Source organism: Pantoea sp. FN0302, from assembly GCF_050113775.1.
In the GTDB taxonomy this organism is placed as follows: domain Bacteria; phylum Pseudomonadota; class Gammaproteobacteria; order Enterobacterales; family Enterobacteriaceae; genus Mixta; species Mixta alhagi.
The window spans coordinates 22,423-35,026 of record NZ_JBNJSM010000009.1; the positions used below are offsets into that span (position 1 = coordinate 22,423).

Below are 12,604 nucleotides of genomic sequence, written 5' to 3' on the forward strand. Positions count from 1 at the left end.
GCATGACGCGGCGCGCCACTATTCCTGGCACGCCGCTTGCTCTTATTAACGCGTGGAACCGCTTGATGAGGTCAGGATGAAACGTCACTACATTTTTGCCAGCCACGGCTCTTTTGCCGCCGGCATCCGTCAATCCGTTGAGCTAATTCTCGGAGAACAGCCGCATCTGCATGCGCTGTGCGCCTACGTAGATGAAAACGACGATTTAACCCGCCAGGTCGATAGCCTGATGGCCGCGTTTACGCCGCAGGATGAACTGATCGTCATCACCGATATTTTCGCCGGCAGCGTGAATAACGAATTTATTCGCTATCTGCATCGGCCCGATTTTCATCTGCTGGCCGGATTAAACCTGCCGTTGGTGATTGAGATGCTGATTGCGTCGCCTGACGAGCCCGCGATAGCGCTGATAAACGAGGCGTTGAGCAACGCCCGCGCGGGAATGCAGTACTGCAATCACACCATTAGCAGCGCCAGCTGCGTGGATAAAGATTTCTGAGCGAGGAGGATAACAATGATAAAGCTCTTACGGGTCGATCATCGACTGCTGCATGGCCAGGTCGCCTTTTCCTGGACGCAATATATTGGCGCCGATTGCATTTTGATCGCCAATGACAGTGTGCCCAACGATGAGTTGCGCAAAACCACCATCAAGCTCGCTAAGCCGCCTGCGGTAAAGCTGGTGATTAAAAATATTGACGACGCCATTGAGGCGATCAAAAGCGGCGTCACCGACAAATATAAGCTGTTTATCGTGGTGGAGTCGGTGAACGATGCCTGGCGACTGGCCACGGCGGTACCGGAGATCACCAGCATTAATCTTGGCGGAATCAAGGCCAAAGAGGGCAGCCGCAATATTTCTAAAGCGATCAATGTATTGCCGGATGAAATTTCGCTGCTGGAGGCGCTGGTTCAGGCGGGCAAAGAGATTGAGATCCGCCAGGTGCCGGGCGACCGCAAACAGCTGTTTAGCGAAGCGCTGTAGCGCGGGGAGCGATGATGACAGAAGCATTATTGTTGGGGCTGGTGGCGTTTATCGCCCAGTCTGAATATGCCTTAGGCACCTCACTGCTCTCCAGGCCCATCGTCACCGGTTTGTTGACCGGCCTGGTGCTGGGCGATGTGCAAACCGGCGTGATCATGGGCGCGACGCTGGAGCTGGCGTTTATCGGCTCTTTCTCGGTTGGCGCTTCGATTCCGCCTGATGTGGTAACCGGTGGCATTCTTGGCGTGGCCTTCGCCATTACCTCCGGCGCAGGTACTGAAACGGCGCTGCTGCTCGGCCTGCCGATCGCCACGCTGACGCTGGTGCTGAAAAATATCTATCTGGGGCTGTTTATCCCCACGCTCAGCCATAAGGCGGATCTGTATGCGGAGCAAGGCAACACCGGCGGCATTGAGCGTATGCATCTGCTGGCGGGCTTCGGTCTGTCGCTAATGCTGGCGACCATTGTCACCGTCTCCTTTCTGGTAGGCAGCGGCGCGGTAAAAAGCCTGCTCGACGCAATCCCTGAGTTTATCAAGCATGGACTGAGCGTAGCGACCGGCCTGATCCCGGCGCTCGGCTTCGCCATGCTGGCGCGGCTGCTGATCAACAAAAAGGTCGCGCCTTACTTTTTCCTCGGCTTTGTGCTGATGGCCTATCTCAAGATCCCGGTGACCGGCATTGCCATCCTCGGCGCAATTGTCGCGGTGGTGATGGTCAATATGACGCAGCAGCCGGTTCAGCGCGCCTCAACGGCAGAAGGAGTGAACGATGACGAAGATGATTTCTGATAACGAACCACAGGCGGAGCCGCAGATTACGCCGCGCGACCTGCGCCGCGTCTTCTGGCGCTCTTTCCAGATGGAGTTCTCCTGGAACTATGAGCGGCAGATGAACCTGGCCTTTGTCTACGCCATGATGCCGGTGCTAAAAAAGCTCTACACGCGCCATGAGGATCTGGTGAGCGCGCTAAAACGCCATCTGGTTTTCTTTAACACCACGCCGCATATCGTCACGCTGATCCTCGGCATTACCGCCGCGATGGAGGAGAAAAACCGCAACGGTGACGGGCTGGACAGCGCGTCGATCGATAACGTCAAAGCGTCGCTGATGGGGCCACTGGCCGGGCTGGGCGACTCCTTTTTCTGGGGGACGCTGCGGCTGATCGCCACCGGCATCGGCACCAGCCTGGCGCTGAAAGGCAATATCCTGGGGCCGATCCTGTTTGTGCTGATCTTCAACGTGCCGCATATCCTGGTGCGCTGGCTGTTTACCCGCTGGGGATATGTGCTGGGCACCGGCGTGCTTCAGCGCGTCCAGAAAAGCGGGATGATGGAAAGCCTGACCTACGGCGCTTCGATTATCGGTCTGATGGTGGTGGGCGCAATGACCGCCTCAATGATCGATATCACTATTCCTGTGACCTTCGGCGCGGGCGAAGCGAAAACCCAGGTGCAGGGAATTATTGACGACATTATGCCTTGTCTGCTGCCGCTGCTGAGTTTTGGCATTGTCTACTGGCTGTTGGGCAAAAAGGTACAGCCGCTGGCGATTATTGGCGGGATGGCGCTGGTCGGCATCCTGGGTTCATGGATTGGTCTGTTCTGAGGAGATAGCGATGTCGGTCACGATGATGGACTGTATCAAGCGCGAACCGGAAGTGCTGGCGCGTATTTTAGATGAGTATCCGCAAAAGCTGGCACCGGCGTCGGGATTGCTGGCGCAGGGAGCGGTGCGGCGACTGCTGATTCTGGCAACCGGATCGTCGCTGAATGCTGCGCAGTGCGCCGCTTTTGCCTTCAGCCAGTGGGCGAATATTCAGGTAGAGATCAGGGAGCCGTATCCCTTTACCCACTATGAGCGGTTTGATGAGGCGACCGACTGGGTAATCGCCCTGTCGCAGAGCGGTAAAAGCCACTCGACGCTGGAGGCGCAGCGTAAGGTGCAGGCAGCGGGCCGCAAGGTTTACTGCCTGACCGCCGACTGCACCAGCCCGCTGGCGCGCGAAGCTGATGCGGTGCTGGATATTAACTGCGGCATTGAGCCGGTTGGCTTTGTGACTCTGGGCTTTAGCGCCACGGTTTTGAATTTGCTGTTGATCGCGCTGCTGGCCGCAGAAACGCAGGGAACACTGGATGCCCGTGCCCGCGACAAGACGTTGAACGCGCTACGTAACATGGCGCAGCGGCTGCCGGAGGTGATACGCCGCACCGATGATTTCATTACGCGCCATCAGGCGGTGCTGGCTGCCGCACCGCGCTATGTCGCCATCGGCTACGGCGGGCTGGTGGGCGTAGCGAAGGAGTTCGAAACCAAGTTCACCGAGACGGTGCGCTGCCCATCAAGCGGTTCTGAACTGGAAGCCTACATGCATGGCCCCTACCTGGAAGCCAATCATGAGCATCTGCTGCTGTTTATTGAAGATGCGCCGCATCCACGCCTTGCCGCCCTGCGTGACTATATGCGTCCACACGTTAAAGTGGCCTTTACCCTCAGCGCCCAGGGTGAAAGCAGTGAAAGTCAGCTGGGACTGAATTTCCCCATCGATCCTTTACTGGCACCGCTGTTATTAATCGTGCCGGTACAAATAATGGCTTATCGGGTTGCCACGCTTAAAGGCATTAATTTAAGCGTGCGGATATTTGACGATTTCGACAAGGTGCTGCAAAGCAAAATTTAATTCCTCAGGAGAAAAAATATGTTGGGTTTTAATCAGGACGAGTACCTGAACAGTGCTCGTGAGATCATCGCTGCGCGTAAAATTGCCGAACAGGTAGCGGAAAATATTCATCAGGCAGGTTACAGCAATCTTTTTTTCGCCTCGGTAGGCGGCTCGCTGGCGCCCATGATGGCAATCAATGAGTTTGCAAAAGAGTGTACTTCGCTGCCGATATATACCGAGCAGGCGGCGGAATTAATTAATAAGGGCAATAAGAAATTAAATAAAGATTCTGTGGTGATTACGCTTTCTAAATCGGGTGATACCAAAGAATCAGTCGCCATTGCGCAATGGTGTAAAGCACAGGGTATTCGCGTGGTAGCGATTACTAAAAATCAAGATTCGCCGCTGGCCAACAATGCTACATGGCATATTCCGATGCGCCATAAAAATGGGGTGGAATATGAATATATGCTGCTTTACTGGCTGTTTTTCCGGCTGGTGGCGCTAAACGGCGAGTTTGCCGACTATGAGCGCTTCGCCAGCCAGCTGGAGCTGCTGCCGGAAAATCTGCTGCAGGCCAAACGTGATTTTGACCCACAGGCCGATGAGATCGCCCGTAAGTACCATGACCGCGATTATATGATGTGGATCGGCGGCGCGGAGATGTGGGGCGAGGTCTACCTTTTCTCAATGTGTATTCTGGAAGAGATGCAGTGGAAGCGCACCAAATCGGTAAGCTCGGCGGAATTCTTTCACGGCACGCTGGAGCTGCTGGAGAAAGAGGTGCCGCTGTTCCTGGTAAAAGGCGAAGGTACATGCCGCACGCTGGACGATCGGGTAGAAGCCTTTGCCCGTAAAATCAGCGATTGTGTGGTAGTGATCGATCCACGCGATTATCGCCTCAATGGAATAGATGACGCTTTCCGCTGGATTGTCGCCCCTTGCGTTGCTTCCACGCTGCTGGTGGATCGCCTGGCGGCACATTTTGAGAAATATACCGGACACGATCTTAATATCCGCCGCTATTACCGCCAGTTTGATTATTAATGCCCATTGCCCTTTCTGGGGCAGGTGAGCACGGCTTTCGGCTTAACTTCACTCTGACTAAGATGCATAATATATGCATCTTTTTTTTGAGTGAAATAATGATGTCTGAGAGTAATAAAGCAGGACATACCTTTCTGGCCAGCCTGGGAAAAACCCGGCTGCGTCCCGGCGGCACAGAGGCGACCGAATGGCTGATGGCGCATGCCGGGCTAAATGAACAGAGCCGGGTACTGGAAATCGCCTGTAATATGGGCACCACGGCTATTGAACTGGTTTCGCGCTTTGGCTGCTATGTACACGCCGTAGATATGGACAAGCAGGCGCTAAGCAAAGCGCGTGAAAATGTCGCTGCCGCTGGTCTTCGCGAGCGTATCCAGGTCAGCGAAGCCAATGCGCACCATCTTCCTTTCCCGGATAACAGTTTTGATATGGTGATCAATGAAGCCATGCTCACCATGTATGCGAATAAGGCGAAACAGCGTCTGGTGCAGGAGTATTATCGTGTATTAAAGCCCGGCGGCTGTTTGTTAACCCACGATATTATGTTAACGCAGGGGCAGCTACCGGCCAGCGCGGATTCCCGGCTACAGCAGGTAGTGAAATCTAACGTTAGTCCGATGAGCAAAGAGAGCTGGCAGCAAATGTTCCTGCAGAGCGGCTTTAGTCAGGTGCAAACCCATAACGGTAAAATGTCGCTGATGTCGCCACGCGGCATGATGAAAGATGAAGGGCTATTAAGAACCGTGAAGATTATATTTAATGGCCTGAAGAACCGGGAAAACCGCCAGCGCTTTCTGGGCATGCTGCGCTATTTCCATGCGCAGCGGCATAATATGAATTATATCGTCTGCTGCTCACGCAAAGCCTGAAACGCGGCGGGCAGCGTACTCGCCCGTACTGCCGGTGCCAGCGTTCTGTGCTTATACAGATGCTATGACGGGTAGGGGTGGTTAGGATGGGGATATTGCAATATTCGCTATTGTACCGGCCAATGGATTATTGGCATTTGCCACAAATATAAATAATCACAGCAGAGTCGGCTGCTGTGGCGCGTTATAGTCGGCATCTGGATAAGGGAGAGTTTACAGGGAGAGCACGGGAATGGATACCACAGAAGAACTTAACGGAACCTACTTTTATGCAGGAAGATCTAATCTTTCAGCCAGTGAATTGCTGTTCATGATATTTTGCGAGAATGTAGCGGATCAACTCGGCGTTCAGGATTTCGGCGCTATTATTTCTATTGTTACCGGCCTTAATATTTTGTCGATCCGTGGAAAATTTGCTAATGCCACGCCGGGCACATCTTTCGCATCACGTGGAGCAAGAAAAGTGTTTGGTAATGCGCAGTTTCCATGGGGACTGGAGCTTCCTTCTGTCGTCGGCGGGTACCCGCCTCATCGCCTGAAAATTCTCATGACACATAAAATCGGTACGTTTGTCGGCAGAGCCATTCCGATTGTCGGATGGGTTATACTCGCAAGTGATGTTTCTGTAATTACATTCCAGACTATAAAAAAATATAATTATCTTGCCAGAGGAGGAGATAAAATTTGGTAAGTGATACAGAGATACTGGCATTTTTTCGTGGTGAATTATCCAGGCAAGTTAACCGAAAGCTCCAGACGGTTCCGCTTGAGCTGGAAACATTGTTACAGGATTATGCGCCAGCCGATGAATTACCTTATGTGATTAGTGATTACAGTAACAAATATGGTGTTGATATTTCTGCTTTGGATATGCGCAACTACTTTCCCTGGGAAAACCTGCCATTCACTACCCGTGTTTTCAAAGGGCGTAATTTCAGGGCGTCAGTAATTGCAAACAGAAAACCATTGACGGTAAAAATGTTTGCAGAATCCGCCAGGGTGGGTCGCTGGTTGTATGATTAGCTTCGCGTGCAGGTAGCCCAGCCAGTGGTTTTTTTGATCTGATGCTTTGCCATATCTTGCCTGTTTCCGCCGTTGAGCAAACCACTATTCAAAGCCAGTGATATCCTGCGTCTGAAAATACCGCCTCAGCAACCGGACAGGCAGCCCGCAGTCTGCGGTTTACAGCCGGATCAAGGTCGCTCTTTGACAACAAAGTTCACAATAAAAGTTGTGCCTGCTGGCGTAACCAGGGTTAATTTGTTGTCACTAAGAATAAGCGCCCGCGACAACAGGGCAGGGAAATCAGGAGAAACTATGCGTAACACCACTAAGATTTTATTTTCGGGCGCATTGATCGGCGCGCTGGCATTTACTTCTGTTACCCATGCGGAAGGAGAGCCGCAGGCCGCTCCGGCTGAAACCGTGCCGCAAACGCCAGCCCAGCAGGATCCGACTCAGGGACAAACTCAGGATGCGCCAGCATCCGCCGTGCCGCAGGAGCCTGCCCAGACTCAACCACAGGTGGAGCCGGCAACGCCTGATGCCGCAACGCCGGATACGGCTCAGCAGCAGCCGAAAGAGCCTTATGAAGTAACCGAATTCTTTAGCGATGCGCAGCGCTACACTATTGGTTCGGTAGTGCCGGAAAAGTATCGGACAAAGACCTATGAGATTACCGAATGGCAAAAACGCCACCTGCCTGCGCCGGATGCTGACAGCCACTGGACCTATATGGGCGGTAACTATGTGCTGATTTCCAAAGCGGACGGCAAAATTATCAAAGCCAGATCGGGCGATATTTTCTTCCATTAATCAATTACCGGCCAGCAGCGATGCTGGCCGTTTTTTGTTCCCGTAACCTTAAGCCTTTATTTAATGACATTATGACGGAGCCGCCAAAAGCGGGCGTGAAATGAGATGACATTATATCGCTTATAGAAGTAGTAGGCGGTGTCGTTAAGAAAAGCAGCGGCTCACGCCGGAAATTTCAACTCGGGAATACCAGGAAATCAGTTCATTGTTGATCTGCTGGAGCGCGAGTTATCCGCACGTTAACAGACCGCAGCCCGGCGGGCTTCTTGCTTTAACCGAAAAACTTACAGCCCTAAAACAACCTTTATCAATAGAATGCCTTAGGGCGTATCTTTGGGCTCAATCGCCTAAATGGCCGAATATGTTACCGGTGCGGCCTGATGTCGCTTTTAAGCCTGCGCAAAACGCTCGGCACGGAAGGTCGCAAACATGGGATGCGGCTCGCCGCTGATCATCTCTTCCGCCAGCAACTCACCGGCTATCAGCGCCAGCGTGGCACCGGAGTGAGTAAAGGCAACAAAGCAGCCCGGCACCTTTTCCAGCTCGCCAAAAACCGGATTGCCATCGCCAGGAATCGGCTTCAGGCCTATCTTCCAGCCGCTGGCGCGCAGTGCAGGCTTGCCAGCGATCAGTTTGCTGGCTTCATCCAGCAGCTCCTGCACCACCGGCTCCGGGATACGGTATTCGCCATCGTCAACAACAGAAATATGCTCTTCATACCAGTCATGATCCACTGCCAGCGTGTTGCCTGGGTTGGGCCGTACAGCGGCGCGTGGCGTATTCATCACCACTTCAATCGGCTTATCAACGGGCTCAGTGGTGACCAGCATTGAGACCGGTGAGCCATCAGGAATAGTGACGCCAAGCGGTGCAACCACCTCCGGCGTTTGCGGCCCGCAGGCCACCAGCACTTTATCTGCTGATAGCTCACCGGCACGCGTGGTGCTGATGCCGCAGACGCGTCCGCTGGCATCGGTTTTCACCGTGGCCTTTCCGGCATGCTCAATCAGTTGACCGCCTCGCTGATGAAATTCTTCCATCAGCCAGCCGATCAGATGCGGCAGGCTCACCCAGCCCTCACCAGCGTTATAAATGGCGCTGTTAGCCATCACCTGCGGCGCAATATTCTGCGTAAAAGCATCGATATTTTCCGGGCTGACCAGCGCAGAGTCGTAGCCATGCGCTTTTTCATATGCGTGGCGCGCCTGGGTACCGCGATCGTCATCCGCAGCCCAGTAAAGGCCGCCGTCAAAGCGCAGCCAGGGGAGATCGGGATGGTGGGCAAACAGCGTGCGATAGCGATCGATGCCCGCCATACGCAGCGCATGATATTCACGCGCACGTTCTCCAGCGGAATTGAGCCAGGAAAGGGAGCGTCCCGATGCGCCGGATCCCAGCGCCGCGTCGGTAACCAGCGTTACCTGCGCACCCTGACGCAGCAGATGTACCGCGCTGGAGACGCCGATAGCGCCGCCGCCAATCACCACCACAGGTTTCTGATTATTTTTCAGTGACATCACGATGTTCCTTGTTCAGATAAGAAAACAGGCTGTCCGTTTCAGGCAGTGCGGACGGCGTAACGGGTATGTAAATCTTCAATCAGACGCAGCGCCGCCAGCGACTCTGCGGCATCTACCGGCAGCGGAGCACCTTCCAGTAATGCATTCGCCAGCTGGCGATAGAAAGCGGGATAGTCGCCGCGCTCGGTCTCGATAATGCGATCCTGGTTATTGCGGGTCAGCGTGCCCCAGCGGCTGGACTCTTCCAGGCCCCAGGCGGCATCCAGCGGCGTCATGCCGGTCGCCAGCGCAGGCTCCTGATTATCCAGTCCCCATTTGCTAAAGCCTGCCTGGCTGCCCAGCAGATGAAAACGCGGTCCCTGGCGCGCGGCGAGCCCGTTCATCCACAGCCGGGTACGCACGCCGTTAACGTGCAGCAGCGACACAAAGCTGTCTTCGTCGGCATCGGAAAGCGCGGGCTGCGTATGGCGCGCCAGCTCGGCGTAGCTGTCGGCCACCGGGCCAAAGAGCTGTAACGCCTGATCGATCAGATGGCTGCCAAGATCCAGCAGCAGGCCGCCGCCTTCTGCGATAGTTGCGTGGTCGCGCCAGTTGCCGAATCCCTGCGGTCGCCACCATTCAAAACGTGATTCAAAAATGCGGATTTCGCCCAGCGCATCCTGACTCAGCAGCTTTTTCACCGTCAGGAAATCACCGTCCCAGCGGCGGTTTTGAAACACCGTCAGCAGTGTCCCGGCAGCCCGGGCGGCGGCGAGCAGCGCCTCGCCGTCACGACTGTGCGGAACAAAAGGTTTATCAATCACCAGATGCAATCCGCGCGCAATGGCAGCTTGCGCCTGTGTGCGATGTCCCTGCGGCGGCGTGCCCAGCACCAGCAGATCCAGTTCAACATCACCCGCATCAATCAGCTGTAACAACGCGTCCCAGCTCGCTACCAGCCGCGCCTGCGGATAGCGCTGTCGGGCCTGCGCCCGGCGTTCAGCATCGCCGGTAACGATAACGTCCAGCGCAAAATGCGCATCGGCAGCGAGCAACGGCGCGTGAAACACCTGACCGGAAATGCCGAATCCCACCACCGCAGTACGAATTTTTCCCTGTATTAACGCCATTACAGTACCTCTGATAAAAAGCGGCGCAGGCGCGCCGACTGCGGATGTTCAAAGATCGCTTCCGGCGTGCCGGTTTCCACGATTTCGCCTTCATCCATAAACACCACCTGATCGGCAACTTTGCGGGCAAAGCCCATTTCATGGGTAACCACCACCATGGTCATGCCGCGCTGGCAAAGGTCCGCCATCAGGTTAAGGACGCCTTTCACCAGTTCAGGATCGAGCGCCGACGTCGCCTCGTCGAACAGCATTACCTCCGGGTCCATCGCCAGGGCGCGGGCAATGGCGACACGCTGCTGCTGGCCACCGGAAAGATCGCGCGGTCGATGATCGGCGCGCTGCGTTAACCCCACTTCATCCAGCCGCAAACGAGCAATTGCCATCGCCTGCTGTTTCGGTAGCTTTTTGATCTTCCAGGGCGCCAGCGCCACGTTTTGCAGCGCGGTATGATCGGGAAACAGGTTGAAATGCTGGAACACCATGCCGATGCGCAGGCGCAGCGCGTCCGGTTTATCTTTCAGCACCGAGCGGCCAGCAAGCAGCACATCGCCCGCTTTCGGCTCGTGCAGCCGGTTGATACCGCGCAGCAGCGTGGATTTACCTGAGCCGGAGGGACCGATAATGCAGGTGGTGGTGCCCGCCGGGATCTGTAGCGAGACGTTGCGCAGCACCTCGATATCACCATAGGCCAGCGTCAGGTTGCGCAGTTCAAGACTGGCACCGTGAAATGCCGCTTCCTGCTGGGGATCTGCGGCTAAGGCATTATTCAGCATACTGTTGCTCCCGATGGCGGGTGAGAGGGGCGGGTCGTCCAGTCTCCAGCGCTTTTCCGCTGTGCTGTTGCACTTCATCAACTTCTTTCAGCCCGCTTTGCGGGGTGCTGGCGCGGCGGCCGCCGTTGCGATAGCGCTCATCGATCACATTGACCAGATGCGTCATCGGCACGGTGATCGCCAGATAGAACAGGCCCGCCAGCATCAGCGGCGACAGGTTGCCGGTGAGCACGGCGGCATCCTGCCCCACGCGAAACAGTTCGCGCTGACCCACCATCAGCCCAAGCAGATAGACCAGCGAAGAATCTTTGATAATGGAGATAAACTGGTTTACCACCGCAGGCAGCACGCGGCGAATGCCCTGCGGGATAATGATCAGCGCCATCGCTCGCGCATAGCTCATGCCCAGCGCGCGGCACGCTTCCAGCTGACCTTTTTCCACGCTCTGAATACCGGAGCGGAAAATCTCGCCCATATAGGCGCTGGCGATCAGACTGAGGGCGAAAATACCGAGCGGATAGGGCGTAGGGCCAAACAGCTGATAGCTAAAGCGCGCCAGCCCTTGACCAATCAGCAGGATGGTTAAAATCGACGGCAGGCCGCGAAACAGATCGGTATAGATGCGCGACGGCAAACGCAGCCAGCGCGAAGGGGAAATCGCCATTAACGCCAGAATCAGGCCAAAAGTGGTGCCCAGCACCGTGGCGGCAAGAGAGATGATCAAGGTATTGATTAACCCCGTTCCCAGCAGCTGGGGGAAAACAGCCAGCATCGAGGGGAAATCGAAGAAGGTACGCGACAGAATCTCGAACAGGTCCATAGTAAGCACTCGCTTTTTCAGGGGCCGGGATATAAACATCCCTGCCCGGTGGATCGGGCTATTCGCTAAACAGGCGGTATTATTGTGCGTCGGGCAGGTACTGTTTCGGCATCGGTGAGCCCGGGAACCACTTCTCATAGAGACGTTTCCAGGTGCCGTCCTGCATCGCCTCTTTGATCGCTTTATCCAGCGCGGCTTTTAGCTGCGGTTTCTGTTTAGCAATCGCGATGCCGGCAGGCGCATCAAAAGAGGGAATATCTGCCGCATGAACCAGTTTGAAGCGGTCGGCGTAGCTTTTGGCTGCCTCGTAATCAAGGAAAACCGCATCCAGCGTGCCGTTATTAAGCGAGGAGATGGCGGCATTGTTATCGGGAAAACGCACCAGGTCGGTTTGCGGGAAATGCTTCATCGCATAGCTCTCCTGCAGCGTACCCTGCACCACGCCCAGCCGCCGTTTGACCAGCGCATCGACACTCTTTATACCGGTGTCGCTGCGCGTCAGCACCGACAGATAGCCGGCAAGATAGCCGGTCGTGAAGTCCACGGTTTTGGCGCGTTCCGGCGTAATGCCAATCGCCGCCACGCCCGCATCATACTGACCGTTCGCCACCGCAGGCAGAATGCCGGAGAAATCCTGACCGATAAAATCGACCTGTTTTATGCCCAGCCTGTGAGCGACGTTGGTAAAAAACTCAATATCAAAGCCGGTAAAATTGCCTGCGGCGTCGGTAAAGGTGTAGGGTTTCGCATCGCCCAGGCTGGCAACGCGCATATGACCCGGTTCAATCAGGCCATAAGGGTTATTATCCGCCGCGCTGGCCGGGATGGAGAGAGTGACGATTGAAGCCGAGGCGATGAGCGCAACGGCCATTCTGAACAGGATGTTGTGCGATTTCATAAGTAGTCCGTTTTTGTTGTCTAAACATCAACGACTATTGAAACCGGGGACGTTTAATTAGTATGAGTCCGGTCTCAATGCAGGTGCTGATTAGTGAGAAGTCCGC

Annotated in this window: 15 protein-coding genes; 10 read left to right on the forward strand and 5 right to left on the reverse strand. The window is 55.2% G+C overall.

The window, feature by feature from the left end; translation table 11 throughout:
• Window positions 1-76: 76 nt before the first annotated feature.
• The 10 genes from ACQE32_RS19130 to ACQE32_RS19175 all read left to right on the forward strand — a co-directional run bounded on the left by ACQE32_RS19130 (window position 77) and on the right by ACQE32_RS19175 (window position 7,378).
• On the forward strand, window positions 77-499 hold the full coding sequence (locus ACQE32_RS19130; protein WP_426975177.1) for a PTS sugar transporter subunit IIA: 423 nt from the start codon (window positions 77-79) through the stop codon (window positions 497-499).
• 15 nt (window positions 500-514) lie between these two features.
• A complete protein-coding gene (locus tag ACQE32_RS19135; protein WP_250651703.1) occupies window positions 515-985 on the forward strand; it encodes a PTS sugar transporter subunit IIB in 471 nt (156 codons plus the stop codon).
• 14 nt (window positions 986-999) lie between these two features.
• Window positions 1,000-1,776, forward strand: coding sequence for a PTS mannose/fructose/sorbose/N-acetylgalactosamine transporter subunit IIC (locus ACQE32_RS19140; protein WP_085068153.1), 777 nt, complete (start codon window positions 1,000-1,002; stop codon window positions 1,774-1,776).
• Window positions 1,766-2,593: a PTS system mannose/fructose/sorbose family transporter subunit IID gene (locus ACQE32_RS19145; RefSeq protein ID WP_426975196.1), complete on the forward strand. Its 828-nt coding sequence runs from the start codon at window positions 1,766-1,768 to the stop codon at window positions 2,591-2,593. The genes ACQE32_RS19140 and ACQE32_RS19145 overlap by 11 nt, the downstream gene beginning before the upstream one ends.
• A 10-nt stretch (window positions 2,594-2,603) precedes the next feature.
• A complete protein-coding gene (locus tag ACQE32_RS19150) occupies window positions 2,604-3,665 on the forward strand; it encodes an SIS domain-containing protein (protein ID WP_427022262.1) in 1,062 nt (353 codons plus the stop codon).
• An 18-nt stretch (window positions 3,666-3,683) separates the two neighbouring features.
• The gene (locus ACQE32_RS19155) at window positions 3,684-4,694 is read left to right on the forward strand and encodes an SIS domain-containing protein (protein WP_426975175.1); all 1,011 of its coding nucleotides are present in this window, start codon (window positions 3,684-3,686) and stop codon (window positions 4,692-4,694) included.
• A gap of 101 nt (window positions 4,695-4,795) precedes the next feature.
• Window positions 4,796-5,563: a class I SAM-dependent methyltransferase gene (locus ACQE32_RS19160; protein ID WP_427022263.1), complete on the forward strand. Its 768-nt coding sequence runs from the start codon at window positions 4,796-4,798 to the stop codon at window positions 5,561-5,563.
• 232 nt (window positions 5,564-5,795) lie between these two features.
• Window positions 5,796-6,254 carry an STM2901 family protein gene (locus ACQE32_RS19165; RefSeq protein WP_427022264.1) on the forward strand — a complete coding sequence of 153 codons (459 nt, stop codon included), beginning with the start codon at window positions 5,796-5,798 and terminating at the stop codon, window positions 6,252-6,254.
• Window positions 6,248-6,586, forward strand: coding sequence for a DUF1493 family protein (locus ACQE32_RS19170; protein ID WP_427022265.1), 339 nt, complete (start codon window positions 6,248-6,250; stop codon window positions 6,584-6,586). The genes ACQE32_RS19165 and ACQE32_RS19170 overlap by 7 nt, the downstream gene beginning before the upstream one ends.
• Window positions 6,587-6,880: 294 nt before the next feature.
• Window positions 6,881-7,378, forward strand: a complete 498-nt coding sequence (locus ACQE32_RS19175; protein ID WP_427022266.1) for an RcnB family protein — start codon at window positions 6,881-6,883, stop codon at window positions 7,376-7,378.
• Window positions 7,379-7,767: 389 nt separating this feature from the next.
• Here ACQE32_RS19175 and ACQE32_RS19180 read toward each other — a convergent pair whose 3' ends face one another.
• The 5 genes from ACQE32_RS19180 to ACQE32_RS19200 all read right to left on the reverse strand — a co-directional run bounded on the left by ACQE32_RS19180 (window position 7,768) and on the right by ACQE32_RS19200 (window position 12,498).
• Window positions 7,768-8,895, reverse strand: coding sequence for an NAD(P)/FAD-dependent oxidoreductase (locus ACQE32_RS19180; protein WP_427022267.1), 1,128 nt, complete (start codon window positions 8,893-8,895; stop codon window positions 7,768-7,770).
• 41 nt (window positions 8,896-8,936) lie between these two features.
• Window positions 8,937-10,007, reverse strand: coding sequence for a Gfo/Idh/MocA family protein (locus ACQE32_RS19185; RefSeq protein WP_426982296.1), 1,071 nt, complete (start codon window positions 10,005-10,007; stop codon window positions 8,937-8,939).
• Window positions 10,007-10,780: an amino acid ABC transporter ATP-binding protein gene (locus tag ACQE32_RS19190; protein ID WP_250651712.1), complete on the reverse strand. Its 774-nt coding sequence runs from the start codon at window positions 10,778-10,780 to the stop codon at window positions 10,007-10,009. Before ACQE32_RS19190 ends, ACQE32_RS19185 begins: the two co-directional genes overlap by 1 nt.
• A complete protein-coding gene (locus ACQE32_RS19195) occupies window positions 10,770-11,600 on the reverse strand; it encodes an amino acid ABC transporter permease (RefSeq protein WP_426982294.1) in 831 nt (276 codons plus the stop codon). Before ACQE32_RS19195 ends, ACQE32_RS19190 begins: the two co-directional genes overlap by 11 nt.
• 79 nt (window positions 11,601-11,679) lie before the next feature.
• On the reverse strand, window positions 11,680-12,498 hold the full coding sequence (locus tag ACQE32_RS19200; protein ID WP_427022268.1) for an ABC transporter substrate-binding protein: 819 nt from the start codon (window positions 12,496-12,498) through the stop codon (window positions 11,680-11,682).
• Window positions 12,499-12,604: the final 106 nt, after the last annotated feature.

Coding starts and splice junctions, on each gene's coding strand:
- ACQE32_RS19150 (WP_427022262.1), top strand. CDS start 2,604: ATGTCGGTCACGATGATGGACTGTATCAAGCGCGAACCGGAAGTGCTG.
- ACQE32_RS19155 (WP_426975175.1), top strand. CDS start 3,684: ATGTTGGGTTTTAATCAGGACGAGTACCTGAACAGTGCTCGTGAGATC.
- ACQE32_RS19175 (WP_427022266.1), top strand. CDS start 6,881: ATGCGTAACACCACTAAGATTTTATTTTCGGGCGCATTGATCGGCGCG.
- ACQE32_RS19190 (WP_250651712.1), bottom strand. CDS start 10,780: ATGCTGAATAATGCCTTAGCCGCAGATCCCCAGCAGGAAGCGGCATTT.
- ACQE32_RS19140 (WP_085068153.1), top strand. CDS start 1,000: ATGACAGAAGCATTATTGTTGGGGCTGGTGGCGTTTATCGCCCAGTCT.
- ACQE32_RS19200 (WP_427022268.1), bottom strand. CDS start 12,498: ATGAAATCGCACAACATCCTGTTCAGAATGGCCGTTGCGCTCATCGCC.
- ACQE32_RS19135 (WP_250651703.1), top strand. CDS start 515: ATGATAAAGCTCTTACGGGTCGATCATCGACTGCTGCATGGCCAGGTC.
- ACQE32_RS19195 (WP_426982294.1), bottom strand. CDS start 11,600: ATGGACCTGTTCGAGATTCTGTCGCGTACCTTCTTCGATTTCCCCTCG.
- ACQE32_RS19130 (WP_426975177.1), top strand. CDS start 77: ATGAAACGTCACTACATTTTTGCCAGCCACGGCTCTTTTGCCGCCGGC.
- ACQE32_RS19160 (WP_427022263.1), top strand. CDS start 4,796: ATGTCTGAGAGTAATAAAGCAGGACATACCTTTCTGGCCAGCCTGGGA.
- ACQE32_RS19185 (WP_426982296.1), bottom strand. CDS start 10,007: ATGGCGTTAATACAGGGAAAAATTCGTACTGCGGTGGTGGGATTCGGC.
- ACQE32_RS19165 (WP_427022264.1), top strand. CDS start 5,796: ATGGATACCACAGAAGAACTTAACGGAACCTACTTTTATGCAGGAAGA.
- ACQE32_RS19145 (WP_426975196.1), top strand. CDS start 1,766: ATGATTTCTGATAACGAACCACAGGCGGAGCCGCAGATTACGCCGCGC.
- ACQE32_RS19180 (WP_427022267.1), bottom strand. CDS start 8,895: ATGTCACTGAAAAATAATCAGAAACCTGTGGTGGTGATTGGCGGCGGC.